This is a genomic window from Burkholderia sp. Tr-20390 (assembly GCF_017104595.1).
In the GTDB taxonomy this organism is placed as follows: domain Bacteria; phylum Pseudomonadota; class Gammaproteobacteria; order Burkholderiales; family Burkholderiaceae; genus Burkholderia.
On sequence record NZ_JAAGPC010000040.1, the window covers coordinates 36490 to 60894 of the forward strand.

Genomic DNA, 24405 nt, shown 5'->3' on the forward strand with positions numbered 1-24405 from the left:
CCGACAGCGTTCAGGCCGCTGCCGCCTGATGCGCCGAGTCGCGCTGCTCGCCACCCAGGATATCGATGAGGCTGGCCAACATCCGCGCCAGTTCACCGGTCATCAGCGTGACATCCGAGTCGAAGCGTTCATCGTCGTTCTGCGCGGTCGGATCCGCCGCTTCCTTGATCACGTCGAGCGGCGTCACGCGCTTGATCGTCAGCGACGGCGTCAGCACGAAGGAGATCCGGTTGTCCCAGGTCATCGCCAGGCGCATGCATTGCTTGCCGGCCTCGATGTGCCGGCGCATGTCGTTCGCTTCCAGCGCGTGGCCGACATATCGCACCGTGGCGCCGCCTTCGCCGCTCGAGCGCAATTCGGCGTCCTGGTCCACGGTGAATCCGCCCGGCGCCTCGCCGGACAACAGCCAATCCGTCATCGCGGCGACCGGCGAACGCACCACCTGAACACCGGCGAGCGGCAACTGATCGATCGATTTGACGAGCAGGCCGCGAACGTCGTCGGCAACAGCCTGTGAAGCCGCATCGATGACGAGCCAGCCGTTCACCGTATCGATCCACACGCGGGTATCGCGCTGAATGGTGAACGCGCGCGGGAGCAGTTCGTCGGTCACCTGCTCCTTGAGTTCGCGCATCTGTTTTCGCCCGACCTTGAAGCCCTGCTGCTCCTCGATTTCAACCGCGCGGGCCTTGGTCACCTGGGTGACGACCGACGCCGGAAGCAGCTTCTTCTCGGCACGAAACGTCAGCAACATCTGCCGGTTGATCGAATACACGAGTGCGCCGTCGTCACGCGGCGACGCCCATCCATGACTCTGCATTTCGACGCTGGTGCCCGGCTGAAATGCGTGGGGCGCCAGCCATTTTTCCATCTGATCGGGGGTAACGGCCCAAGGTGCAGGAAGACGATGAAGCTGAAGGTTCTTGAACCACATAGGAGTACGGGCAAAGCGCACCATTCTATATGACGGTGATGCTTCGGGTGCGGATTCGGTTGCTCGAGGTGACGGTCCGATCGTTGATGGATGTCGTGCCGGGTAGGTGGACATCGCTCACCCAATTCGCCACGGAACGGGGGCGACGCCCTGCTCGAAAAGTTGCTTTGCCTTCGCCGATGGCAAGGAGATTCTCCGTCCCGACAATTCTGTACCTGGACGGCCAGAGCCTGGAGCCGGACGGATGCACCAACAGATCCAGCCCATCGAAGTCGGCAAGTTTGGTAGGCTTGTCGTCTGCCTTCGCTGGTCGGAACTTGATGGCATCAAGTGGCACGGTGAAAAAGCGGGTATCGCCTTCGGGTGATCGAAACGATACCCGCTTTATTACCCGCATCTTGCTCGGCCGGATGCCACTTCCGGCGAACGCAAGCGAGCGGCCGAAGGGCGTAAGATGCCCGATTGGCAAGGGTGACAAGCAAATTGCCGAACCGGAACGAACAGGAGCAACCGAAGTGATCCGTCATATCGTCATGTGGAAGTTGAAAGAATCGGCCGAAGGCGCGACGCGCGCACAGAACGCGCTGAAGCTGAAGGAAAAGCTCGAAGGCTGCCGCGACCTCGTGCCGGGCACGCTGCAGATCGATGTCGGCGTGGCGACGCCCGGCCTCGACGCGACCGCCGACATCGTGCTGGTATCCGATTTCGCGGACAAGGCCGCACTCGATGCCTACCAGGTGCATCCGGTTCACCAGGAAGTGAAGAAATTCGTCGTCGCGGTGGCCGAATTGCGCGAGTGCGTCGACTACATCGTCGACAGCGCACGATGAGCGACGCGGCAACCCCGACGGACGGCCCGTCGATCGAAAGCCCGTTCGTCGACATGCTCGGCGTGCAGCTCGTGTCCGCGAAGGACGGTGCAAGCGAGATTGTGCTGCCGCTCGAGGAGCGGCACATGAACACGTGGAGCATCGCGCACGGCGGCGTGACGATGACGCTCGCAGATATCGCGCTCGCGATGGCCGCACGCAGCCTGACCGACGACGGTATCGGCGTCGTCACGGTCGAGATGAAGGTGAACTTCATGCAGCCGGGGCGCGGCGAGCTGCGCGCTTACGGGCGCGTGATGCATCGCTCGACGACGATGGCCTACTGCGAAGGCGAAGTGCGCGACAGCGACGGCAATTTCGTCGCGAAGGCGCTCGGCACGTTCAAGTACATGCGGCGGCTCGCGGTGGGCCGCGACATCAAGCGGCAACGTTCGCGCACGGCGCCGGACGCCCAGCCCGGCCCGAGCGACGCGTAAGCGCCCGGACGCACGGCGGCCCTGCCTTTTCACAGGCAGGGCCGTTTTGTTTTGCGGCGTGCATCGCCCACCGCGGAATGTCGCAACACACGGCGCATCACGCCCGCCTGACGCGCGCATGGCATCATGCACGCTTGTCCGTTCACGGTGCCCCGCAGGCGCCGTCCTCACCGATGCCGCTGAATCCGAAGATCGCCCAGGTGCTCGACATGATCGAGCGCGCGAAACGTCCGTCCTATCACCACCAGACGCCGCAGCAGGCGCGCGCCGCGTACGAGAAGAGCGCGCCGATCCTCGACGTCGCACCGGCGCCGATGCATTCGGTCGAGGCGTGCGTCGTGCCGACGCGCGACGGCCGTACGATCGGTGCGAGGCTGTACCTGCCGGTCGCGCCGAGCCTCGCGGAGCCGCTTCCCGCGCTCGTCTACTACCACGGCGGTGGCTTCACGGTCGGCAGCGTCGATACGCACGACGCGCTGTGCCGGATGTTCGCGCACGATGCGCAATGTGCGGTGCTGTCGGTCGGCTACCGGCTCGCGCCCGAACACAGGTTTCCGACGGCGGTGAACGATGCCGACGACGCGTTGCAATGGCTGCATCGCGAAGCGGCCACGTTCGGCATCGATGCCGAACGATTGGCCGTCGGCGGCGACAGCGCGGGCGGCACGCTCGCGACCGTCTGCGCGGTGCTCGCACGCGACGCAGGTATTCGCCTTGCGCTGCAAATGCTGATCTACCCGGGCGTGACGGGCTTCCAGGACACCGAATCGCACGCACGGCTCGCGAACGGCTACCTGCTGACACAGGACACGATCCAGTGGTTCTTCACGCAATACGTGCGCGATCGGGCGGACCGCGACGACTGGCGTTTCGCACCGCTCGACGGCACGCGCGATGCGCCGTCGTTCGCGGGCGTTGCGCCGGCGTGGATTGCGACGGCCGAATACGATCCGTTGAGCGACGAAGGCGCCGCGTATGCGGAGAAGTTGCGCGCGGCGGGAAACGCGGTCACGCTGGTCTGCTATCCGGGGATGATCCACGAATTCTTCAAGATGGGCGGCTACGTGCCCGAGGTGCGGGCCGCGCATGCCGACGCGGTCGCGGCGTTGAAGGCCGCATTCGACGACGTTTGACAACGTTTGACGGCGGTGGTTGAGCGGCGCATGCGCCGCATGGGGGCTGCGATGACGAACGGCGTGGTGGAAACGGGCGACTGGACGGTTCTGGGCGGCGACGCCGCGCGGATCCGCGACGCGGTGTTCGTGCGTGAGCAGCAGATACCGCCGGAATGGGAGCTCGATGACGACGATCCGCTGTCGCTCCATGCGGTGGCGTACCGCGTCGATGCGGCGACCGGCGCGCGCCGCGCGGTCGCGACGGGGCGGCTGCTGCCGTCCGGCACGATCGGCCGCGTCGCGGTGCTGGCCGATGCGCGCGGGCAGGGCGTCGGATCAGCGGTGCTGAACGCGTTGCTGGAGGCGGCGCGGCGTCGCGGCGAAATCGTCGTACGGCTCTACGCGCAGGATTCGGCCGTGTCGTTCTACCTGCGGCACGGCTTCGCGGCGGTCGGTGAACCGTTCGTCGAAGCCGGTGTGCCGCACGTCGAGATGGCGCGCGCGCCGTAGCGCGGCGCCTGCTCGCGTGCTCAGCGCGGCGGCGTCGCGTCGAGGTCGAACGTGAACGCGCGCTCGAACGTGCCCGGGCGAACGGTGCGGTGCGAGCCGTCGTCGTCGCAGCGCTCCTTGATCTCGACCGTCAGCCGCACGCCTTCCTTCATCGTGACGCGCAGCGCGGTCGTGCCGCGCGTACCGTATTCGGGTGTCTCGATGAACGCAGCCGACAGCGCACGCTCGCGCTCGATCGGAATGCCGGTGTGCGGCAGTGCGTCGTCGTCCGCGACATGCGGGTCGCGCATCAGCGCGATCAGTTCGTCGAGCGACGGGGTCGGATTGTCGGTGAGCAGCGTGCCGAGCTCCGCGCGCTTGCGCACCACTTTCGGCCAGGGCGTATCGAGTCGCGCGTTCGACAACGCATGCACGCCGGGCGCGATCGCGACGGGTGCGGAGACAGCACTTTCGCCCTCGGGCGCGCGATTGCAGAACCACGCGAGCTCACGCCGTCGCCAGTCTCCGACGAGCAGGTTGAAGCCGTTGTAGACGGCCGCATGCTCCGCGAGCCGCCCGAGGTAGTCGAGCGGCGCGACGGACGGGCCGCCGAGGAAGTCGGACACGAGCTTGCCGCGGGTCGGAGCACCCGCGCGGATGTCGAACGGTGCGCGGTAGTTCGTCAGCGCGGCGAAACGGCCGTCGCGCGATACGCCGAGCCACGTGCCGCCCGCTTCGAGATCGCGGCCGGCCAGCACGCCCGGTACATCTTCCCACCACGAGAGCGGCGCGCTGGTCCGACGAAAGAACTCGTCACGGTTGGCGGTGAGGGTAAAGACGGGACCGGCGGCGACATCGGGCTGCCAGTCGAAGGCAATCAGACACATCGGGCGAATCTCTCGCAGGAAACATCGGGCGCCGGCTGCGACTCGCGAGCCGGCGCGCGAACGGGTTGTCAGTGCATCACGCTTCCGTCGGCCACGCGTACGGCAGCGTATCGAATGCGAGCACCGGGCCGTCGGCCGAACCGAGGTGCACCGTGCCGCTGTCGAGCGCGGCGAGCTTGATCTCGACGAGCGCGTCGACACCGCCCGCGGGTGCGGCCGCCGCGTTGACGATCATCCCGCAGGGCTGGCCGGGATCGTCGCTGTGGAACAGCTCGACGCCGGCATGCACGGTATCGGTCTCGCCGGCGACGTGCGCGAGCGCCGTGCGGCGCTTGATCGTGCCGCGGTACTGGCTGCGCGCGACGATTTCCTGGCCCGGGTAGCACCCTTTGCGAAAGTTGACGGCGCCGATCACGTCGAAGTTGACCATCTGCGGCACGAACTGTTCGACGGCCGGCTGCGTGATGCGCGGTTCGCCCGCGCGGATGTCGAGCCAGTCCCAGACGGCCGGCGACACGACCGGCAGCGACCCGCCGAGCGCGGCGATGCGCGCGTCGACTTCGGCACGCGGGCCGATCCACAGATAACGCTTGCGACCGGCTGCGTCGGGTACGCGGATCAGCGTGCCGGCGGGGCCGTCGACCTTCACGTGCACGCCATCCGGCAGCGCGTCGAAGATGCCCGACAGCGCGTCGCGCACGTCGCCCGCGAAACCGACCACCGCGAGCGTGTCGCTCGCATCCGTCAGCTTCGCCTTGGCGCGCAGCACGAACATCGACAGCCGCTTCTGCACGGCGGCCTGCACGTCCTTCGACACCAGCAGGCGCACGCCGTGGCCGGCGCGCCACGCGAGGAACGAGCCGAGGAGGCGCCCCTTCGGCGAGCAATAGCCGGACAGCCGCGCGCTCGCGGCGTCGAGATGTTCGATGTCGTTGGTGAGCTGGCTGTGCAGGAACGTCGCGGCATCATCGCCGGCCACGTCGATCACGCCGAACTGCGGCAACGGCATGCAGGCGCCCGGCGCATCGAAATCGGCGGCGGACGGACGGGGGAAAACGGGGAGCGAGGCGGGTGCGGCCTGGACTGCCGGTGAAGCGAACGGTGTGCTCATGGAATGAGGGAACAGTCAACCCTGACTTTGACGGAGGCGAGCAAGTATTATATGGGTCTTACCTGAGTCACGTTTCCATGTCCCTACTGAAGAAATGCGCCGCGACGATCGTGGCGCTGGCCGTCGTCGTGGCCGCTGCCGGCGCGGGCGGCGGGTATTATTGGGCAACCCGGCCACTGCTGCTGGGTTCGGCATCGCTCGACGTCACGATCAAGCCGCGCAGCAGCGTGAAGAGCGTCGCGCTGCAGTTGAAGCGTGGCGGCGTGCCGGTCGCGCCGCTCGGCTTCGTTGCGATGACGCGCGTGCTCGGGCTGTCGAGCCGGCTCAAGTCCGGCAACTACGAATTCAAGACCGGCATCACGCCTTACGAGGTGCTGCAGAAGATCGCGCGCGGCGACGTAAACGAGTACGTCGCGACCGTCATCGAAGGCTGGACCTTCAAGCGGATGCGCGCGGAACTCGACTCGAACCCCGATCTTGCGCACGCGACGGCCAGCATGAGCGACGCCGAGCTGCTGCGCGCGATCGGCGCGCCGGACAGCGCGGTGCAGCGCGGCAGCGGCGAGGGGCTGTTCTTCCCCGACACCTATCTGTTCGACAAGGGCACGAGCGACCTGAACATCTACCGGCGCGCGTACCATCTGATGCAGACGCGTCTCGACGAGGCCTGGGCCTCGCGCGTGCCGGGCCTGCCGTACAAGACGCCTTACGAAGCGCTGACGATCGCGTCGATCGTCGAAAAGGAAACGGGCCATGCGGCCGACCGCGCGTTCGTCGCGGCCGTGTTCGCGAACCGGCTGCGCATCGGCATGCCGCTGCAGACCGATCCGTCGGTGATCTACGGGCTCGGCGATGCGTACGACGGTCGCCTGCGCAAGCGCGACCTGCAGGCCGACACTCCTTACAATACCTACACCCGACGCGGGCTGCCGCCGACGCCGATCGCGTTGCCGGGCGTGGCCGCGCTGCAGGCGGCGATCAATCCGGCACCGACGAGCGCGCTCTATTTCGTCGCGAAAGGCGATGGCACGAGCGTGTTCTCGGACACGCTCGGCGACCACAACAAGGCCGTGGACAAGTACATACGAGGTCAATAATGGCGAGCGGTAAATTCATCACGTTCGAAGGCATCGACGGGGCGGGGAAGACCACCCACCTGCAATGGTTCTGCGAACGCCTCCAGGGCAAGCTGGCCGCGGCCGGCCGGCAAGTCGTCGTCACCCGCGAGCCGGGCGGCACGCAGCTCGGCGAGAAACTGCGCGAGATCCTGCTGAACCAGCCGATGGATCTCGAGACGGAAGCGCTGCTGATGTTCGCCGCGCGCCGCGAGCATCTCGCGCTCGTGATCGAGCCGGCGCTCGCGCGCGGCGACTGGGTCGTATCCGATCGCTTCACCGATGCGACGTTCGCGTACCAGGGCGGCGGCCGCGGGCTGCCGCGCGACAAGCTCGAGACGCTCGAGCGCTGGGTGCAGGGCGGGTTCCAGCCCGACCTGACGGTGCTGTTCGACGTCGCGCCGCAGGTGGCGAGCGAGCGCCGCGGCGCCGCGCGCATGCCCGACAAGTTCGAGAGCGAATCCGACGCGTTCTTCTCGCGCACGCGCAGCGAGTACCTGCGGCGCGCGGAAGAAGCGCCGCACCGCTTCGCGATCGTCGATGCGACGCAGACGATTCCCGAGATCCGCCAGCAGCTCGAACGCGTGCTCGCCGCGCTGTAATTCGCAAGGAACGCACCCCATGATCTATCCGTGGCAAACCGACGACTGGAACCGCCTGCAGCAACTGCGTGCGCAATGGCCGCACGCGCTGCTGCTGCATGGCCAGGCCGGGATCGGCAAGCTGCAGTTCGCGCAGCATCTCGCGCAGGGCTTCCTGTGCGAATCGCCGCAGCCGAACGGCGAGCCTTGCGGCGCCTGCGCGGCCTGCACCTGGTTCTCGCAGAGCAACCATCCGGACTACCGGATCGTGCTGCCCGAGGCGCTGGCGGGCGAGGCGCCGGGCGCCGCGGACGACGCGAAAGCGGCCGACACGGACGAAGGCGGCAAGAAGACGCGGGCGCCGAGCAAGGAAATCAAGATCGAGCAGGTGCGCGCGCTGCTCGACTTCTGCGGGGTCGGTTCGCACCGCGGCGGCGCGCGCGTCGTCGTGCTGTATCCGGCCGAGGCGCTCAACGTCGCCGCGTCGAACGCGCTGCTGAAAACGCTGGAGGAACCGCCGTCCGGCGTCGTGTTCCTGCTCGTGTCGGCGCGCATCGACCGCCTGCTGCCGACCATCATCAGCCGCTGCCGGCAGTGGCCGATGGCGGTGCCGGCGCCCGACGCGGCCGCGGCCTGGCTCGCCGCGCAGGGCATCGATCAGGCGCCGGCGCTGCTCGCCGAGGCCGGCGGTGCGCCGCTCGCCGCGCTGGCGCTCGCGAGCGACGAGAACCGCCCGCTGCGCGACTACACGCTCGGGCAGCTCGCGGCCGGGGCGGCCTGCGACCCGTTCGCGTGCGGCGAGACGCTGCAGAAACTGCCGGTGCCGCTGGTGCTCGGCTGGCTGCAGCGCTGGCTATACGATCTGCTCGCGCAGCGGATGGCGGGCGCGCCGCGCTACTTCCCGATGCACGCGGCGGCGCTCGCGCGCTGCGCGGAAGCGGTCGATGCGAACGCGTTCGCGCGCTTTATGAAGGCCGTGACGCGGCAGCGGACGGTCGAGAACCATCCGCTCAACGCGCGGCTCGTATTCGAGGAATTGTTTCTCGGTTACCGGGAAATGTTCGCGTGACCCGGCATTGTTTCTCGTGGGTTGCGAAACGATGACGGGCCCACGCCGCGACGCGACCGTGGCCGTCCGGCCCGCGAACGCCGCCCGTTGCCGCATGCCGGCGCGCGCATGAGCGCCCGCCTTACGTATTCAGGAAACACGATGTTCGTCGACTCTCACTGCCATATCAATTTCAAGGGCCTGGCCGACCGCCTGCCGGCCGTTCTCGAGAACATGCGCGAGCACGACGTCACGCACGCGCTGTGCGTGTCGGTCGATTTCGAGACGCTGCCGGAGGTCCTGGCGATCGCGGACGCGCACGACAACGTCTATGCGTCGGTCGGCGTGCATCCCGATCACGAGGACATGCACGAGCCGACGCTCGCGGAGCTCGTCGAGCTGGCCGCGCACCCGAAGGTCGTCGCGATCGGCGAAACGGGCCTCGACTACTACCGTCTCGAAGGCCGCTCGATCGCCGACATGGAATGGCAGCGCGAACGCTTTCGCACGCATATCCGCGCCGCGACCGCGACGATGAAGCCGCTGATCATCCACACGCGCTCGTCGTCGGAGGACACGCTGCGGATCATGGCCGAGGAGCGCGCGGACGTGCCGGGCGGCGTGATGCACTGCTTCACCGAGCCGTGGCCGGTGGCCGAGCAGGCGCTCGCGCAGAACTTCCATATCTCGCTGTCGGGCATCGTCACGTTCAAGAATGCGACCGACGTGCAGGACGTCGCGCGGCGCGTGCCGCTCGACCGGCTGCTGATCGAGACCGACTCGCCGTACCTCGCGCCGGTGCCGTATCGCGGCAAGCCGAATGAACCTGCGTACGTCAGCCATGTCGGACGCTTTATCGCATCCGAGCGCGGGATCGCCGTCGAGGCGCTTGCCGATGCGACGACGCAGAACTTTTTCCGGCTGTTCAAGATCGCCCGCTAACGACGGGCGCACAGCCGACAACCCAGGGAAGGAGCCCACAACAATGACGAAGCCGACCAACCATCTGCCGAAACGTGCACTCGTTGCCGCCGCGCTCGTTGCGAGCGGCCTGTTCGCGGCAGCCGGCGCGCATGCCGAATCGCTCGATGCGATCGTCAAGGCCGTCAAGTTCGACGACATCGCCGACATCGGCAAGCAGCTCAAGAGCGGCAAGCTCGACCCGAACACGATCGCGCCGAACGGCGACCCGCTGATCGTGATCGCCGCGCGCGAGAAGTCCGACAAGGTCGCGGCGGCGCTCGCCACGACGCCGAACGTCGACCTCGAGAAGGAAGACAAGGCCGGCGAAACCGCGCTGATGCTCGCGTCGCTGAACGGCGACGTCGGCCTCGCGAAGCTGCTGATCGACAAGGGCGCGGAAGTCAGCAAGAAGGGCTGGGCGCCGCTGCACTACGCGGCCACCAATGGCCAGGACGCAGTCGTGAAGCTGCTGCTCGACCACGACGCGTATATCGATACCGCCTCGCCGAACGGCACGACGCCGCTGATGATGGCCGCACGCGGCAACCATCCGTCGACGGTCACGCTGCTGCTCGACCAGGGCGCCGATCCGCAGGTGAAGAACCAGCTCGGCATCACCGCGCTCGAATTCGCGAAGCACTACAACGCGCCGGACGCGATCGAGATCCTGAGCAAGCGGACGACCCGCATCGGGGCATCGACGCCGGCAGAGGCGCAAAAGAGTGCAAAATGACGGTTTTCGGTGCGGCAGACGGTGCCCGCCCGGCCGGTTTCCGGCCGGAGCAGGGCGTCCCGGCGCCGCGCCGGCCAAGGCAGCAGGCGGCCTCGGGCCGCATTGACATAAGGAACACCATGTTGCGCGCAATGTTTTGTGCCGCGGCGTTTGCCGTGCCGTTGTCGGCGGCGGCTTTCACGGGCGCTGATCTCGACCGGCTGTGCGCGAAGACGGACGTCAAATCGCGGGCGTCGTGCGCGGCCTACATCGAAGGCGCCGCCGACGGCGTCTACAACACCATCGATGCGATCGGCGGCACGACCGGGCCGCGGGTCGGCCAGTATTTCTGCCTGCCGCCCGACATCCGGGCGCAGCAGATGACCGACGCGGTGCGCAAGTACATCGCGGAAAATCCGAAGCTGGCCGACTACAACGCGAGCACCGCGGTGTCGCTCGGTCTCGGCAAGGCGTTTCCCTGCAGGAGCGGCAACTGACCTGACGCCGTGTCCGGGCCCGCGCGCGGCCCGGGCGTCGCCGACGCATCCAGGACGAGGCGTGCGCGCCTCACAACCCACGGGCGCCGATGATTTCAATCGAGGAACTGCAGCGCATCACCGATGCGCCGTTGCATTCATGGCTCGGCACGCTGGCCGTGTCCGTCATCGTCTTGCTGGTCGTCACGGTCGTGCACCGTCTCGGCGCACGCATCGTCAAGCGCATCGCGCAGCCGTATCCGTTGATGAGCGCGATCCTGCGCTACATCGACCGGCCGTCGCTCGTCGTGCTCGCGCTGCTGGCGCTCGAATTCCTGTGGGTCCAGGCCGACGACGGCATGGCGTTCGTGCGCGGCATGCGCACGGCGGCGGCGGTCGGCTCCATCGTTTCGCTCACGTGGCTGCTGGTGCGGCTGGCGGCCGGCGTCGGCGACGCCATCATCCAGGCGCATCCGATCGATACGGCCGACAACCTCCAGGCCCGGCGCATCCACACGCAGGCCAAGGTGCTCGTGCGGACCGTGATGGTGCTGATCGTGATCATCGGCACCGGCGCCGCGCTGATGACGTTCCCGAACGTGCGCCAGGTCGGCGCAAGCCTGCTGGCGTCCGCCGGCGTCGCGGGCCTGGTCGCCGGTATTGCCGCACGGCCGGTGCTCGGCAACCTGATCGCCGGGCTGCAGATCGCGCTCACGCAGCCGATCCGGCTCGACGACGTGGTCGTGATCCAGGGCGAGTGGGGGCGCATCGAGGAAATCACCGGGTCGTTCGTGTCGGTGCGGCTGTGGGACCAGCGGCGCCTCGTCGTGCCGCTGCAATGGATCATCGAGAACCCGTTCACGAACTGGACGCGCAGCAGCTCGGAAATCATCGGCACGGTCTATCTGTCGGTCGATTACCGTACGCCGCTCGCGCCGCTGCGCGAGGAACTCGCGCGGCTCGTCCACGCGGCGCCGGAGTGGGACGGCCGCGTGCAGGTGCTTCAGGTGACCGACGCGACGGAGCGCACGATGCAGTTGCGCGCGCTCGTGAGCGCGGCCGATTCGTCATCGTGCTGGGACCTGCGCTGCCGCGTGCGCGAAGGGTTGATCGCCTACCTGCAGGACCGCTATCCGCAATGCCTGCCGCGCAGCCGGATGGAACTGTATCCGCACGATGCCGCGCCGGACGCGCCGAATCCCGAACGGCCGCACGCGCGCTCGCCTGCCGCCAGCACGGCCGCCAATACCGCGGCCGACCCGCAGACCGCCGAAGGCCGCTGACAGCGGCCCGCACGCTCACCTTCCATCGTCATGACCGCGCTGAACACGCTCGCCATCGCCAATTACCGCTCGCTGCGCGAGCTGATCGTGCCGCTCGCGGCGCTCAACGTCGTCACGGGGCCGAACGGCAGCGGCAAGTCGAGCGTGTACCGCGCACTGCGGCTGCTCGCCGATACCGCGCAGGGGCGCGTGATCCCGTCGCTTGCCCGCGAAGGCGGGTTGCCGTCGACGTTGTGGGCCGGCCCTGAGCGCTTTTCACGGGCGATGTTGGACGGCGATGCACCGGTCACCGGCACGGTGCGCAAGGGGCCCGTAAGCCTGAAGCTTGGCTTCGCCTGCGACGATTTTGGCTATGCGATCGATCTCGGCATGCCGGTGAAGAACGACGCGACGCAGTTCTCGCTCGATCCAGTGGTGAAGCGCGAGTGCATCTGGGGCGGCGCGATGTTGCGCCCGTCGACGCTGCTGGTCGACCGGCAGGGCGCGCAGATCCGCGCGCGCACCGCATCGGGCGACTGGCAGACGATTCCGCAGCCGGTGGCCAGCTTCGACAGCATGATGACCGAGTTCGCCGATCCGACCGGCGCCCCAGAGATGATCGCGGTGCGCGAACGGATCCGCTCGTGGCGCTTCTACGACCATTTCCGGACCGACGCGCAGGCGCCGGCGCGTCAGTCGCATATCGGCACCCATACGCCGGTGCTCGCGGACGACGGCGCCGACCTGGCCGCCGCGTTGCAGACGATTCGCGAGATCGGCGACGGCGCGGCGCTCGATGCGGCGCTCGACGACGCGTTTCCCGGTGCGTCGGTCGAGATCGACAATCCGGGCGGCCGTGGCCGCTTCGACGTGCTGATGCGTCAGCCGGGACTGCTGCGGCCGCTCGCGGCGGCCGAGCTGTCGGACGGCACGCTGCGCTACCTGCTGCTCGCGGCCGCGCTGCTGACCCCGCGGCCGCCGGCGCTGATGGTGCTGAACGAACCGGAGACGAGCCTGCACCCGGATCTGCTGCCGGCGCTCGGCCGCCTGATCGCGCAGGCGGCGCAGCGTTCGCAGGTGCTCGTCGTGTCGCACGCGGCGCGGCTCATCGCGACGCTCGAGCGCGAGGCCGGCTGCGAATCGCTGGTGCTCGACAAGCAGCTTGGCGCGACCGGGCTCGTCGATGCCGATACGCGCGACCTGCCGCCATGGAAGTGGCCGTCACGCTGACGGGCAGGGCGGCGGCATGCGTTCGGGCGCGATCGTCGCATCGGGGGCCGGATCGGCCCGGCGGGCGGAATGTATCCTGCCTGTAACAACACCCATAAAATGAAAGACGGGCGGTTCCGTGCAGCGGGATCGCGAATAATGAAGGGATATCCGGCCGGCGCTGCATGGGGGGCCGGGGCGTGAAAGCCCGAAGGCCCGCCGGCCGTGACGCAACGGACAGGACACAGGAGACGTGGACCATGAGAATTGCCCAGATCGCGCCGCTGACCGAATCGGTACCGCCGAAGCTGTACGGCGGGACGGAGCGCGTCGTGTCCTACATCACCGAGGCGCTCGTCGAGCTCGGCCATGACGTGACGCTGTTCGCGAGCGGCGATTCGACGACGCGGGCGAAGCTCGAGCCGGTCTGGCCGCGGGCGCTGCGGCTCGATTCGTCGATCCGCGACCGGGTCGCGCCGCACATGCTGCTGATGGAGACGGTCGCGCGCCGCGCGAAGGACTTCGACGTGCTCCATTTCCACATGGACTACTACTCGTTCTCGGTCTTCAACCGGCAGGAAACGCCCTACGTGACGACGCTGCACGGCCGGCTCGACCTGCCCGAGCAGCAGCCGGTGTTCGACACGTTCAACACGGCGCCGGTGATCTCGATCTCGAACGCGCAACGCCAGCCGCTGCCGCAGGCGAAATGGCTGACGACGGTCTACCACGGGCTGCCCGATACGCTGTACATGCCGCAGCCGGTCGAGCCCCGCTATCTCGCGTTCCTCGGCCGCATCTCGCCGGAGAAGCGCGTCGACACGGCGATCCGCATCGCCCGCCAGTGCGGGCTGCCGATCAAGATCGCCGCCAAGATCGACGCGGCCGACCAGGAATACTTCGAGCGCGAGATCAAGCCGCTCTTCGCGTTGCCGCACGTCGAATTCATCGGCGAGATCGCCGATCACCAGAAGGCCGAATTCCTGTCGGGCGCGCATGCGCTGCTGTTCCCGATCGACTGGCCGGAGCCGTTCGGCCTGGTGATGATCGAGGCGATGTCGTGCGGCACGCCGGTGATCGCGTTCAATCGCGGCGCGGTGCCCGAAGTGGTGGACGAGGGCGTGTCGGGTTTCATCGTCGAGGACGAAATCAGCGCGGTGGCCGCCGTGAACCGCCTGCACCTGCTGCCGCGAGCGCGCGTGCGGCAGCGCTTCGAGGAACGCTTCACGTCGCGCCGCATGGCGCAGCAGTATGTCGACGTCTACCAGTCGGTGATCCGCGCGCAGAAGCGCTCGCGCTTCAAGGTGATCGACTCGACGACCTGACGCGCGAGGCGCACGACGCGCGCGGATGAAAAAAACGGCGATGCCCGCAAGGACATCGCCGTTTGTGCATGGCCCGCGCGCGGTGCGCACGGGCGGTGCGTGAGCGTCAGATCTTCAGCTTCGTGACCTTCGTGCCGTTGATCGACACGTCGCCCATCAGGCCCGCGTTCGTCAGCACGACGACCTGGACCGGCGCGGTGGCCGTGTTGGAGTCGACCGCGCCGTTCGCGCCCATCTTCACGAGCGCGACCGACGCGCCTGCGCCGGCTGCCCAGCCGTCCGAGCCGCGGAATTCATCGAGCGCTTCCTGCGTCATGAACAGGAACACGATCGCCTTCGACTGCGCACCGGCCTGCAGGCCGACCGACAGCGACGACGTGTTGTAGTAGCCGACCGTGCTGCCGCCGACGCGCAGTGCGCCGTTGCCGGACTGTCCGCCGACGATGAAGCCGGCCTGGATGACGTCCGGGAAGACGAGCACGCCGCGCGACTTCGCGACGAGTTCGCGTGAACCCTTGACCGTGGAGTACATGCGCGACAGCGTGGCGTCGACGCTCGAGTCGATTGCCTGGCGCTTCGACGCGTTCGTTGCGGCGTTGTCCGGCTTGTCCGGGGTGGTGGTGCAACCGGTGAGCGCGAGGCTACCGACGATGAGCGCCGCGGCGGCTTTCAGCACAAGATTCCGTTTTTGCATCGTTCTTCTCCATCGGATGATGTTCGGAGTGAGTCTCGCTCAGGGAGCGGATCACGTCGGCAGTTATATCACAGCGGATTACAGCGTCTTTTCGTTGCAGCGTGAAAAAGCGTCAAATCGCTCGGGGATGTCGCGGCGCGCCAACGGACGAACCGGCAACCGCGCGCCGACGTCGGGTCGGCATGCGGGAAACACTGCGTTTGATCGGACGGCGGCGGCTGCCGCGCGCATCAGTGCGTGACGGGTGGAACAGGCGGCTTTATCGGGGGACGGCGCAGCGCGCGGCGGATCAGCGCGATCACGACCCCGCAGGCGAACAGGAACGCGGCCGGCACGACCCAGTAGCCGACGAACGCATGCCACAGGTAGCCTGCGAGCGTATTGCGGCGCACCACGTATTCGTCGCGGGCTGCCTGCTGGCGCGGTGCATTGGCGGCGAGCACGTCGGCCGGGCAGCCGGCCGCGCGCGCCTCGTCAGGATCCCCCTGGCACTTCGCGGCGGCGCCGGCGGCCTGCTGCGCGTCGCTGAGCTGCCAGGTGGTCAGCGCGAGTTGCAGGTCCGCCTTGTTGTACGCCATTTCCTCGCGGATCTCGCGCACGGCGACGATCGCGACGGGCACGGCCCAGAACACGATCACGATCAGCCAGCGGCGGAACCAGCGGTGTTGTCTCCATGCCATCCATGCCTCCGTTTGACGCGTGTGCGCGTCTGTCTCGAGGGCGGCCCGATGGCGCTTCTTGTACTTGGATGGGCCGCGTTGCAGCCATCATAGAAGAAAACGCGGCGAATTGCCGCACCATGTGGCGGCGCCGGTACGGCAGGCTGGAAAAGCGGGGCGGGAGGCTGTTGCAACGGCGCGGCGGCGGGGCCGAGCGGGGCGCGTCGATGCGCGTGCAACGAAAACAAGAATGCCGCGCCCGCCGAAGCGGTGCGCGGCATTCGATACGGGAGCGCCGGAACTCAGGCGGCCGGCTGGCTGCTCAGGCAGCTCTTCATGAACGCCTTGCGGTCGTCGCCCTTCTTGCCGGTGGCCTGCGTGTTACACGCCTTCATCTTTTCCTGCTGCGACATGGCCTTCGCGGGCTTCGCCGACAGGCAGTCCTTCATGAACGCCTTGCGTTCGTCGCCCGTCTTGCCGGCTGCCTGGGTGTTACAGGCCTTCATCTTGTCCTGCTGGCTGTTCGCCGCGAACGCGGGGGAAGCCAGCATGCCGCCGAGAAGCACTGCGGCTACGAGCGATTGGATTTTCATTTCGACACTCCCATGGGGTGAATTGCGTGTTATCGACGCCGTCACGAAGCACCGTGCAATGGCGATAGGGTCGCATCGCACAGCGCGCTCCGATTATGGCAAATCAATGTGAAAACACCAAAACGGCACTTTCTATAACGTTGCGGATGCCACGGCCGTTGACGGCACGTGTTGCCGGACGATCGGGACAAACCATGATGCGCGGCGGCCGGCCTCGGTCGCCGCGCCGGAACCTGGCCGCAAGCCTTTACAATCGCGGCCATGAACACTTCGAATTCCGCATCCCCTTCGTCCGCGTCGGCCCTGCCGCGCATCGCCGTGCTCGCCACCGGCGGCACGATCGCCGGCGCCGCGCCCGACGCAGCCAGCACGGCCGGCTACCAGGCCGGCGCGCTCGGCGTCACTTTCCTGGTCGACGCAGTGCCGGCGCTTGCGTCCGTCGCGCGCATCGACGCCGAGCAGATCGCCAGCATCGACAGCAAGGATCTCGCGCTGCCGCTGTGGAATACGCTCGCCGCGCGGATCGACGCGCTGATGGCCGACCCGGCGGTCGACGGCATCGTGATCACCCACGGCACCGACACGCTCGAGGAAACCGCGTATGCGCTGCACCTGGTCGTCAACGGCGACAAGCCGGTCGTGCTGACGGCCGCGATGCGGCCGGCGACCGCGCTGTCGTCCGACGGCCCGCTGAACCTGCTGAATGCGGTGACGGTGGCCGCACATCCGTCCGCGCGCGGGCAGGGCGTGCTGGTCGCATTCAACAACCGGATCCACGGCGCGCGCGACGTCGTGAAGACGAGTACCTATGCGGTCGATGCATTCCAGTCGCCGGAGCTCGGCGCGCTCGGCTGGGTGCAGGACGGCCGGGTGGAATTTGCCCGCCACGTCACGCGTTCGCGCGACACGCAACTGGCGATCGCCGTCGCGTGGCCGCCCGTCGAAGTCGTCGCGAGCTACGCGGGCGTGACGCGCACGGCCGTCGACGCGCTCGTCGCGGCCGGCGTGCGCGGTCTCGTCGTCGCGGGCACGGGCAACGGCTCGATCCATGCGACGCTGCAGGCGGCGCTGGCCGATGCGGTGAAGGCAGGCGTCGCGGTGGTTCGCGCGTCGCGCGTCGGGTCGGGGCACGTGATGCGCAACGGCGCCGCGAGCGACGATGCGCTCGGCTTCGTGAGCGCAGGGTCGCTGAACCCGTTCAAGGCGCGGGTGCTGCTGATGCTCGCGCTCGCGAACGGCATTCACGGCCGCGACGCGCTGCAGCGCGTGTTCGATACGCTATGACCGGCTGACCGATACGCGCGGCGCGGGCCGCGCGCGTCACCATGAAAAAAGCAGGCCATCGGCCTGCTTTTTTTGTCCGTCAGTCCGGCAACAATGCTCAGGACTGCGGCGGAATCACGAGCTTCTGGCCCGGGTAGATCCGGTCCGGGCTCGACAGCATCGGCTTGTTCGCCTCGAAGATCACCGGGTACTTGTTCGCGTCGCCGTAGACTTCCTTGGCGATCGCCGACAGCGTGTCGCCCGGCTTCACGTCGTGGTACTGCACTTCCGGATCGTCCGGCTGCAGATCGTCGTCATTGACGCCCGCGACGCCTTGCACGTTGCCGGCCGCGACCTTGACCTTGGCCTTCGTGTCGAGGTCGGCGACGCTGCCCGACAGCGTCACGGTGCGCGATGCGCCGTCGAACGCCACGGTCAGGTTCGACGTGTCGAGACCTTGCGTGTTGATGTAGTTCTTGATGGCATCGGCCGCGGTCTGGTTTGCGGCATTCGGATCTTCCGCGGCTTGCGCATCGGCATGACCCAGCAGTTTTTCACCCGCCTCTTTGATAAACGAAAGAAGACCCATCGTTGCACTCCTTAGGTGGTTGAAAAGAAAACGCGCCGTGAAGTGGCGAAAAAAACACCGCGCTGGGCGCGGTCAACGGAGGTGAACGCTAGCGCGGCGGTTTTCTCGAAAGGCGTGGCGAAAGTGTAGGCGTTCATGACGACGATTGCATGAAAAATCGCACGCTTGAACGTAAAGAAATGTAATACGCGAAATCCGACAGGCGGACACCCGACGACGACGTCTGACCGACCAAGGCTTCCCCGGCGTCGCCGGGTGCCGCTGCGGACCCCACCACGCCGCTCTCAGCCCAGAGCGGCGTTTTTCGCCCCGTCCCGCATGCCATCGGCAGTGCAGGGCGGGGCGCCCCACCGTGATGCGCGAGCGTGTCGCGCATCGATGCGACCGGCCGTGCCGGTCACGTGTGTCTGTCGCGCGCGTCCGCCATCGCAGCGGAAACGCGCATCGTTGCAGCCGTGTTACGCGGCCGGCGTCTGGCCGATCTCGAAGTTCGACATGATCTCGAGCGCGCGCACGAGTGCCGAGTGATCCCATGCCTTGCCGCCGTGCGACGCACACACGCTGAACAGCTGCTGCGCGCTGGCCGTATGCGGCAGCGCGAGGCCGAGCTTGCGTGCGCCGTCGAGCGCGAGGTTCAGGTCCTTCTGGTGCAGCTCGATGCGGAAGCCCGGATCGAACGTGCGCTTCGTCATCCGCGCGCCGTGCACTTCGAGGATGCGCGACGCGGCGAAGCCGCCCATCAGCGCCTGGCGCACACGCTCCGGATCAGCGCCCGAACGTGCGGCGAACAGCAGCGCTTCGCCGACCGCCTCGATGTTCAGCGCGACGATGATCTGGTTCGCGACCTTGCAGGTCTGCCCCGCGCCGTTGTCGCCGACGAGCGTGATGTTCTTGCCCATCTTCTCGAACAGCGGCCTGGCGCGCTCGAATGCCGCCTCCGGGCCGCCGACCATGATCGTCAGCGTCGCTTCGCGTGCGCCGACTTCGCCGCCGGACACCGGCGCGTCGAGGTAGTCGCAGCCGAGTGCGTTGATCTGCTTCGCGAATTCCTGCGTGTCGAGCGGCGAGATCGAGCTCATGTCGATCACGAGCTTGCCGGCCGTCAGGCCCTTCGCGACGCCGTCGTCGGCGAACAGCACGTTACGCACGTCCGGCGTGTCCGGCACCATCGAGATGATGATGTCCGCGTTCTTTGCGACTTCGGTCGAGTTTGCGACGACCTTCGCGCTCGTGCGCAGGTCGTCCGGGATCGGGAACGCGCCGTTCACGACGAGCTGGTGGTCGCCCTTGAGCAGGTTGCGCGCCATGTGCGCGCCCATGATGCCGAGGCCGATGAAACCGATGGTTGCCATGTGAATGTCTCCTATAGGGCTGAAAACGGAAAGGGCGGATCTCAGGCGGCGCGACGCGCCGAGCCCGGTGCGCAGCCGGCGACGCTTTGCAGCCAGCCGAGGCCTTCCGTCGTGGTGGTGCGGGGCTTGTACTCGCAGCCGACGTAGCCGGCATAGCCGAGCCGGTCGAGCAACGCGAACAGGAACGCGTAGTTGATCTCGCCCGTGCCCGGCTCGTTGCGGCCCGGGTTGTCCGCGAGCTGGACGTGGCCGATCGATGCGAGGTTGCGTTCGATCGTCGCGGCCAGTTCGCCTTCCATGCGCTGCATGTGATAGATGTCGTACTGCAGGAACAGGTTGTCCGAGCCGACCGCGCGGATCACGTCGAGCCCTTCCGACGAGCGGTTCAGCGCGAAGCCCGGGATGTCGAAGCTGTTGCACGGCTCGACGAGCAGGCGGATGCCTTCGCGCTTCAACGCATCGGCGGCAAAGCGCAGGTTGTCGACGATCGTGACGAACGTCTTGTCGCGCGCCGTGCTGGCCGACGGGATGCCGACGAGGCAGTTCAGCTGCGGCACCTTCAGCGCCTTCGCATACTCGATCGCACGGCCGACCCCTTCCTGGAACTCGCCGACGCGATCGGGCAGGCACGCGATGCCGCGCTCGCCCTGGTCCCAGTTGCCGGCGGGCAGGTTGTGCAGCACGAGGCGCAGGCGATGCGCCTCGAGCCGCTCGGCGAGTTCCTCTTTCGCGTACGGATACGGGAACAGGAACTCGACGGCGTCGAAGCCCGCGTCGGCGGCCGCCTTGAAGCGGTCGAGGAACGGCACTTCGTTGAACAGCATGGTCAGGTTTGCAGCAAACTTCGGCATGAGCTAAGCCTCTTCGGTCGGTCAGTCAAAAATGTCGTGCGGTTCAGTCGAGCATCGAGATCGCGGTCGGTGCGTGCTCGGCCTTTTCGGCGAGATCCTCGAATTCGTTGATCGCGTCGATTTCGGTGCCCATCGAGATGTTCGTCACGCGCTCGAGGATCACTTCCACGACCACCGGCACGCTGAACTCTTCCGCGAGCGTTTGCGCCTGGCGCAGCGCCGGCTCGATCTCTTCCGGCTTGAACACGCGCAGCGCCTTGCAGCCGAGGCCTTCCGCGACGGCCACGTGGTCGACGCCATAGCCGTTCAGTTCCGGCGCGTTCACGTTGTCGAACGCGAGCTGCACGCAGTAGTCCATGTCGAATGCACGCTGCGCCTGGCGGATCAGCCCGAGGTACGAGTTGTTCACGACGACGTGCACGTACGGCAGCTTGAATTGCGCGCCGGCGGCCAGTTCCTCGATCATGAACTGGAAGTCGTAGTCGCCGGACAGCGCGACGATCGGGCGGCTCGGGTCCGCCGCACGCACGCCGAGCGCGGCGGGGATCGTCCAGCCGAGCGGGCCGGCCTGGCCGCAGTTGATCCAGTTACGCGCCTTGAACACGTGCAGGAACTGCGCGGCGGCGATCTGCGACAGGCCGATCGTGCTGACGTAGCACGTATCGCGGCCGAACACCTTGTTCATCTCTTCGTACACGCGCTGCGGCTTGACCGGCACGTTGTCGAAGTGCGTCTTGCGCTGCAGCGTGCGCTTGCGTTCCTGGCATTCCGCCACCCATGCGCTGCGGTCCTTCAGCTTGCCGGCGGTTTTCCATTCCCGTGCGACGGCGACGAACAGTTCCAGCGCGGCCTTCGCGTCCGACACGATGCCGAGATCCGGGCCGAACACGCGGCCGATCTGCGTCGGCTCGATGTCGACGTGCACGAACTTGCGGCCCTTCGTATAGACCTCGACGCTGCCCGTGTGGCGGTTCGCCCAGCGGTTGCCGATGCCGAGCACGAAGTCGGACGCGAGCATCGTGGCGTTGCCGTAGCGGTGCGACGTCTGCAGGCCGACCATGCCGGCCATCAGCGGGTGGTCGTCCGGAATCGCGCCCCACGACATCAGCGTCGGGATCACCGGCACGCCGATCGTTTCGGCGAACTGGACGAGCAGGTCTTCCGCCGCTGCATTGAGCACGCCGCCGCCCGACACGATCAGCGGCTTGTCCGCGTCGTTGAGCATCGCGAGCGCCTTCTCGATCTGCGCGCGGGTGGCCGCGGGCTTGTAGACCGGCAGCGGTTCGTACGTGTCGATGTCGAATTCGATTTCGGCGAGCTGCACGTCGATCGGCAGGTCGACCAGCACCGGGCCCGGACGGCCCGAGCGCATCAGGTGGAATGCCTGCTGGAACACGCGCGGCACGAGCGCCGGCTCGCGCACGGTGACGGCCCATTTCGTGACGGGCTTCGCGATCGACTCGATGTCGACGGCCTGGAAGTCTTCCTTGTACAGGCGGGCACGCGGTGCCTGGCCGGTGATCGCGAGGATCGGAATCGAGTCGGCGGAAGCGGAATAGAGACCGGTGATCATGTCGGTGCCGGCGGGGCCCGACGTGCCGATGCACACGCCGATGTTGCCCGGGGCCGCACGCGTGAAGCCTTCGGCCATGTGCGACGCGCCTTCGACGTGGCGTGCCAGTACGTGGCTGATGCCACCCGACTTGCGCATGGCCGAGTAGAACGGGTTGATCGCTGCGCCCGGCACGCCGAACGCGGTCTGGATGCCTTCTTTCTCGAGCACGAGCACAGCTGCGTCGACGGCTCTCATCTTGGCCATGAATGTCTCCTTGAATGGGGTGGATCTTGCAAATGGGTCTGTTGGGGACACTTTAGGGATGCAGGAAAGGTTTGATAAGATCAGCCGAAGTCGCTTTTTTCGAAACTAAAAGTATGGAATGACGGCCGGGCGGGGCTTTCCGCCGGTGCCGGCACAGAGACGGAGACGGGAGATGGATCGCTTCAAGCAGATCGAGACGTTCGTGCGGGTGGCCGATGCCGGCAGCCTCGCGGCGGCGGCGCTCGAGGAGGGCGTGTCGCCGGTGGTGCTCGGGCGGCGCATCGACGCGCTCGAAAAGCGTCTCGGCGTGAAGCTGATGTACCGCTCGACGCGGCGGCTGGTGGTCAGCGAGGAGGGCGCCGCGTTCCTCGAGCGTTGTCGCGGCCTCCTGTCCGAATGGGACCAGGCCGAAAACGAGCTGGCCGCCGGGCGCCGCGCGGTCAGCGGCCACCTGATCGTGTCAGCGCCGGCCGCATTCGGGCGCAAGCACGTCGCGCCGCACGCCCCCGGCTTTCTGGCCGACAAGCCCGAGATGCAGCTGTCGTTCAACCTGACCGACCGCGTCGTCGATCTCGTGCGCGAAGGCTACGACCTGTCGATCCGGATCGGCGGGGCGGTCGATCCGAACTTCGTCGCGGTGAAGCTCGCATCGAACCGGCGTGTCGTGTGCGGCACGCCCGAGTATTTCCGCCAGCACGGCCGGCCGAAGTCGCTCGACGACCTGCTCAAGCACAACTGCCTGGCGTTCAACCTGCAGGGCGGGCAGAACCGCGGGTGGTATTTCCAGCGCCACGGCAAGATCGCGACGATGCGCGTGGCGGGCAATCTCGACTGCAACGACGGCGAGCTGCTGCACCGCTGGGTGGCCGAAGGTCTCGGGCTCGGCTGGCGCTCCACGTGGGAGATCGCCGCGCAGCTCGAGACGGGCGAGCTTGAAACCGTGCTCGACGAATATGCGTTGCCCGACTACGACATCCTCGCGGTCTACCCGCAGCAGCGCTACGTGCCGGCGCGCGTGCGCTACTTCATCGACTACCTGCGCGCCGCTTACGCGAGCCCGGGCTACTGGAGCACCACGCCGTAACCGGCGCGGGCGGCCCGGCCACAGGACCGACCGGCGATTTTTTACGCTTCGGGCGCGCGGCGCGGGAATAAACTCGACGCAACGACGGTAAGGTCATCAAGCGTGCACGTTGCCAGTCTGTCCGGGCGCCGTGCTCGGAACGGGCGCGGCTTCGGCCGCCGGGACCAGGGAGGCCATGTGGGGCAAGCCGGACAGGCGATCGAAGAGCGGTCGGCAGACGACGCGGTGGCGCGCGGCGAGCGGTTTCGTACGCTCGTGCTGCCGCATCTCGACGCCGCGTACAACCTCGCGCGCTGGCTGAGCGGCAACGCCGGCGATGCGGACGACGTCGTCCAGGACGCGTGCATGCGCGCACTGCGCTTCGTCGATTCGTGTCGCGGCGACAACGCCCGGCCGTGGCTGCTGACGATCGTGCGCCACACCTGGTACACGGAATGGCGGCGCCGCACGCATGCGCACGAGGTTGCGCTGCCCGACACGCTCGACGACACCGACGTGCCCGACGACTGGCAACCCGCGACCGACGATCCGCTCGCGCACCTGCTGCGCGGCGAGAACGTGCGGCTCGTGAACGAAGCGCTCGCGAAGCTGGCACCCGAATACCGCGAGGTGCTCGTGCTGCGCGAGATGGAGGACCTGAGCTACCGCGAGATTGCGGCGATCGCGGACGTGCCGGTCGGCACCGTGATGTCGCGGCTCGCACGCGGCCGGCGCAAGCTCGCCGCGCTGCTGGGCGGCGAGCCGGCACCGGCGGCCGAAGGCAGGCCGGGCCGTGCGCCGGCTGGCGGAACCGCATCGGAGGCTATCGATGGACTGTAACGAAGTGCGAGCGTTGCTGGACGCGGACGTCGACCGCGAGCTGTCGGCGCCCGATGCGTTGCGGGTCCAGCAGCATGTCGAAGGATGCGAAGCGTGCCGCCGCGAACGCGCGCGGATCGTCACGCTGGTGCAGGCCGTGCGCCAGGCCG

The 24405-nt window shown here is 67.5% G+C and carries 28 protein-coding genes; 17 read left to right on the forward strand and 11 right to left on the reverse strand.

Annotated elements, in window-relative coordinates; genetic code table 11:
- Positions 1 to 10: 10 nt before the first annotated feature.
- Positions 11 to 934 (reverse strand): recombination-associated protein RdgC, encoded by a 924-nt coding sequence (locus G3N98_RS13640; RefSeq protein WP_206148453.1) that lies wholly within the window; start codon positions 932 to 934, stop codon positions 11 to 13.
- A gap of 515 nt (positions 935 to 1449) precedes the next feature.
- Here G3N98_RS13640 and G3N98_RS13645 point away from each other — a divergent pair.
- From G3N98_RS13645 to G3N98_RS13660, 4 genes are all read left to right on the forward strand, one after another.
- Positions 1450 to 1764 carry a Dabb family protein gene (locus G3N98_RS13645; protein WP_206148460.1) on the forward strand — a complete coding sequence of 105 codons (315 nt, stop codon included), beginning with the start codon at positions 1450 to 1452 and terminating at the stop codon, positions 1762 to 1764.
- On the forward strand, positions 1761 to 2240 hold the full coding sequence (locus tag G3N98_RS13650) for a PaaI family thioesterase (RefSeq protein ID WP_046545900.1): 480 nt from the start codon (positions 1761 to 1763) through the stop codon (positions 2238 to 2240). The genes G3N98_RS13645 and G3N98_RS13650 overlap by 4 nt, the downstream gene beginning before the upstream one ends.
- Before the next feature lie 173 nt (positions 2241 to 2413).
- Entirely contained in the window at positions 2414 to 3373 is a 960-nt protein-coding gene (locus tag G3N98_RS13655) for an alpha/beta hydrolase (protein ID WP_089495301.1), read from the forward strand.
- 51 nt (positions 3374 to 3424) lie between these two features.
- A complete protein-coding gene (locus tag G3N98_RS13660; RefSeq protein ID WP_069248160.1) occupies positions 3425 to 3865 on the forward strand; it encodes a GNAT family N-acetyltransferase in 441 nt (146 codons plus the stop codon).
- Between the two features lie 20 nt (positions 3866 to 3885).
- Here G3N98_RS13660 and G3N98_RS13665 read toward each other — a convergent pair whose 3' ends face one another.
- Entirely contained in the window at positions 3886 to 4731 is an 846-nt protein-coding gene (locus G3N98_RS13665) for an NRDE family protein (protein WP_089473036.1), read from the reverse strand.
- A 76-nt stretch (positions 4732 to 4807) separates the two neighbouring features.
- A complete protein-coding gene (locus G3N98_RS13670) occupies positions 4808 to 5842 on the reverse strand; it encodes a folate-binding protein YgfZ (protein WP_206148454.1) in 1035 nt (344 codons plus the stop codon).
- Between the two features lie 77 nt (positions 5843 to 5919).
- Between G3N98_RS13670 and mltG the strand changes: the two genes are divergently transcribed.
- From mltG to G3N98_RS13715, 9 genes are all read left to right on the forward strand, one after another.
- Positions 5920 to 6939 (forward strand): endolytic transglycosylase MltG, encoded by a 1020-nt coding sequence (mltG, locus tag G3N98_RS13675; protein ID WP_089473034.1) that lies wholly within the window; start codon positions 5920 to 5922, stop codon positions 6937 to 6939.
- Positions 6939 to 7559, forward strand: a complete 621-nt coding sequence (tmk, locus tag G3N98_RS13680) for a dTMP kinase (protein ID WP_039367036.1) — start codon at positions 6939 to 6941, stop codon at positions 7557 to 7559. The genes mltG and tmk overlap by 1 nt, the downstream gene beginning before the upstream one ends.
- A 19-nt stretch (positions 7560 to 7578) precedes the next feature.
- Positions 7579 to 8607, forward strand: a complete 1029-nt coding sequence (locus tag G3N98_RS13685) for a DNA polymerase III subunit delta' (protein WP_206148455.1) — start codon at positions 7579 to 7581, stop codon at positions 8605 to 8607.
- Between the two features lie 141 nt (positions 8608 to 8748).
- Positions 8749 to 9528 (forward strand): TatD family hydrolase, encoded by a 780-nt coding sequence (locus G3N98_RS13690; RefSeq protein ID WP_175025973.1) that lies wholly within the window; start codon positions 8749 to 8751, stop codon positions 9526 to 9528.
- Positions 9529 to 9571: 43 nt separating this feature from the next.
- Positions 9572 to 10282, forward strand: coding sequence for an ankyrin repeat domain-containing protein (locus tag G3N98_RS13695; protein ID WP_089425602.1), 711 nt, complete (start codon positions 9572 to 9574; stop codon positions 10280 to 10282).
- A gap of 119 nt (positions 10283 to 10401) precedes the next feature.
- Positions 10402 to 10758: a Rap1a/Tai family immunity protein gene (locus G3N98_RS13700; protein ID WP_006485939.1), complete on the forward strand. Its 357-nt coding sequence runs from the start codon at positions 10402 to 10404 to the stop codon at positions 10756 to 10758.
- 89 nt (positions 10759 to 10847) lie between these two features.
- Complete coding sequence (locus tag G3N98_RS13705; RefSeq protein WP_089425601.1) at positions 10848 to 12020, forward strand: mechanosensitive ion channel domain-containing protein; 1173 nt, start codon at positions 10848 to 10850, stop codon at positions 12018 to 12020.
- Positions 12021 to 12050: 30 nt separating this feature from the next.
- Positions 12051 to 13229, forward strand: a complete 1179-nt coding sequence (locus G3N98_RS13710) for an AAA family ATPase (RefSeq protein WP_089440274.1) — start codon at positions 12051 to 12053, stop codon at positions 13227 to 13229.
- 239 nt (positions 13230 to 13468) lie between these two features.
- Positions 13469 to 14533, forward strand: coding sequence for a glycosyltransferase family 4 protein (locus G3N98_RS13715; RefSeq protein ID WP_089425599.1), 1065 nt, complete (start codon positions 13469 to 13471; stop codon positions 14531 to 14533).
- A gap of 106 nt (positions 14534 to 14639) precedes the next feature.
- Here the strand turns inward: G3N98_RS13715 and G3N98_RS13720 are convergent, their stop codons facing one another.
- From G3N98_RS13720 to G3N98_RS13730, 3 genes are all read right to left on the reverse strand, one after another.
- Entirely contained in the window at positions 14640 to 15227 is a 588-nt protein-coding gene (locus G3N98_RS13720) for a YSC84-related protein (RefSeq protein ID WP_069248150.1), read from the reverse strand.
- A 230-nt stretch (positions 15228 to 15457) separates the two neighbouring features.
- The gene (locus G3N98_RS13725; protein ID WP_206148456.1) at positions 15458 to 15907 is read right to left on the reverse strand and encodes a hypothetical protein; all 450 of its coding nucleotides are present in this window, start codon (positions 15905 to 15907) and stop codon (positions 15458 to 15460) included.
- Between the two features lie 281 nt (positions 15908 to 16188).
- Positions 16189 to 16479 (reverse strand): PsiF family protein, encoded by a 291-nt coding sequence (locus G3N98_RS13730; protein WP_043188161.1) that lies wholly within the window; start codon positions 16477 to 16479, stop codon positions 16189 to 16191.
- 261 nt (positions 16480 to 16740) lie between these two features.
- Between G3N98_RS13730 and G3N98_RS13735 the strand changes: the two genes are divergently transcribed.
- On the forward strand, positions 16741 to 17763 hold the full coding sequence (locus G3N98_RS13735) for an asparaginase (protein WP_206148457.1): 1023 nt from the start codon (positions 16741 to 16743) through the stop codon (positions 17761 to 17763).
- 97 nt (positions 17764 to 17860) lie between these two features.
- On the opposite strand, the gene lysM is transcribed toward G3N98_RS13735, so the two are convergent.
- The 5 genes from lysM to gcl all read right to left on the reverse strand — a co-directional run bounded on the left by lysM (position 17861) and on the right by gcl (position 22353).
- Positions 17861 to 18331: a peptidoglycan-binding protein LysM gene (gene lysM / locus G3N98_RS13740; protein WP_039367010.1), complete on the reverse strand. Its 471-nt coding sequence runs from the start codon at positions 18329 to 18331 to the stop codon at positions 17861 to 17863.
- Positions 18332 to 18342: 11 nt separating this feature from the next.
- Positions 18343 to 18468, reverse strand: coding sequence for a hypothetical protein (locus tag G3N98_RS40180; protein WP_256991391.1), 126 nt, complete (start codon positions 18466 to 18468; stop codon positions 18343 to 18345).
- 321 nt (positions 18469 to 18789) lie between these two features.
- Positions 18790 to 19689 carry a 2-hydroxy-3-oxopropionate reductase gene (locus G3N98_RS13745; protein WP_346779086.1) on the reverse strand — a complete coding sequence of 300 codons (900 nt, stop codon included), beginning with the start codon at positions 19687 to 19689 and terminating at the stop codon, positions 18790 to 18792.
- Positions 19690 to 19724: 35 nt separating this feature from the next.
- Positions 19725 to 20534, reverse strand: coding sequence for a hydroxypyruvate isomerase (gene hyi, locus G3N98_RS13750; RefSeq protein ID WP_206148458.1), 810 nt, complete (start codon positions 20532 to 20534; stop codon positions 19725 to 19727).
- A 43-nt stretch (positions 20535 to 20577) separates the two neighbouring features.
- The gene (gene gcl / locus G3N98_RS13755) at positions 20578 to 22353 is read right to left on the reverse strand and encodes a glyoxylate carboligase (RefSeq protein WP_206148459.1); all 1776 of its coding nucleotides are present in this window, start codon (positions 22351 to 22353) and stop codon (positions 20578 to 20580) included.
- Between the two features lie 172 nt (positions 22354 to 22525).
- On the opposite strand from gcl, the gene G3N98_RS13760 reads away from it, so the two are divergent.
- The 3 genes from G3N98_RS13760 to G3N98_RS13770 form a co-directional block, all read left to right on the forward strand.
- On the forward strand, positions 22526 to 23437 hold the full coding sequence (locus tag G3N98_RS13760; protein WP_089425595.1) for a LysR family transcriptional regulator: 912 nt from the start codon (positions 22526 to 22528) through the stop codon (positions 23435 to 23437).
- Positions 23438 to 23614: 177 nt separating this feature from the next.
- The gene (locus G3N98_RS13765; RefSeq protein ID WP_175237177.1) at positions 23615 to 24256 is read left to right on the forward strand and encodes an RNA polymerase sigma factor; all 642 of its coding nucleotides are present in this window, start codon (positions 23615 to 23617) and stop codon (positions 24254 to 24256) included.
- The coding region (locus G3N98_RS13770; protein WP_206148461.1) for a zf-HC2 domain-containing protein at positions 24246 to 24405 on the forward strand (160 nt) is incomplete at its 3' end. The genes G3N98_RS13765 and G3N98_RS13770, both read left to right, overlap by 11 nt.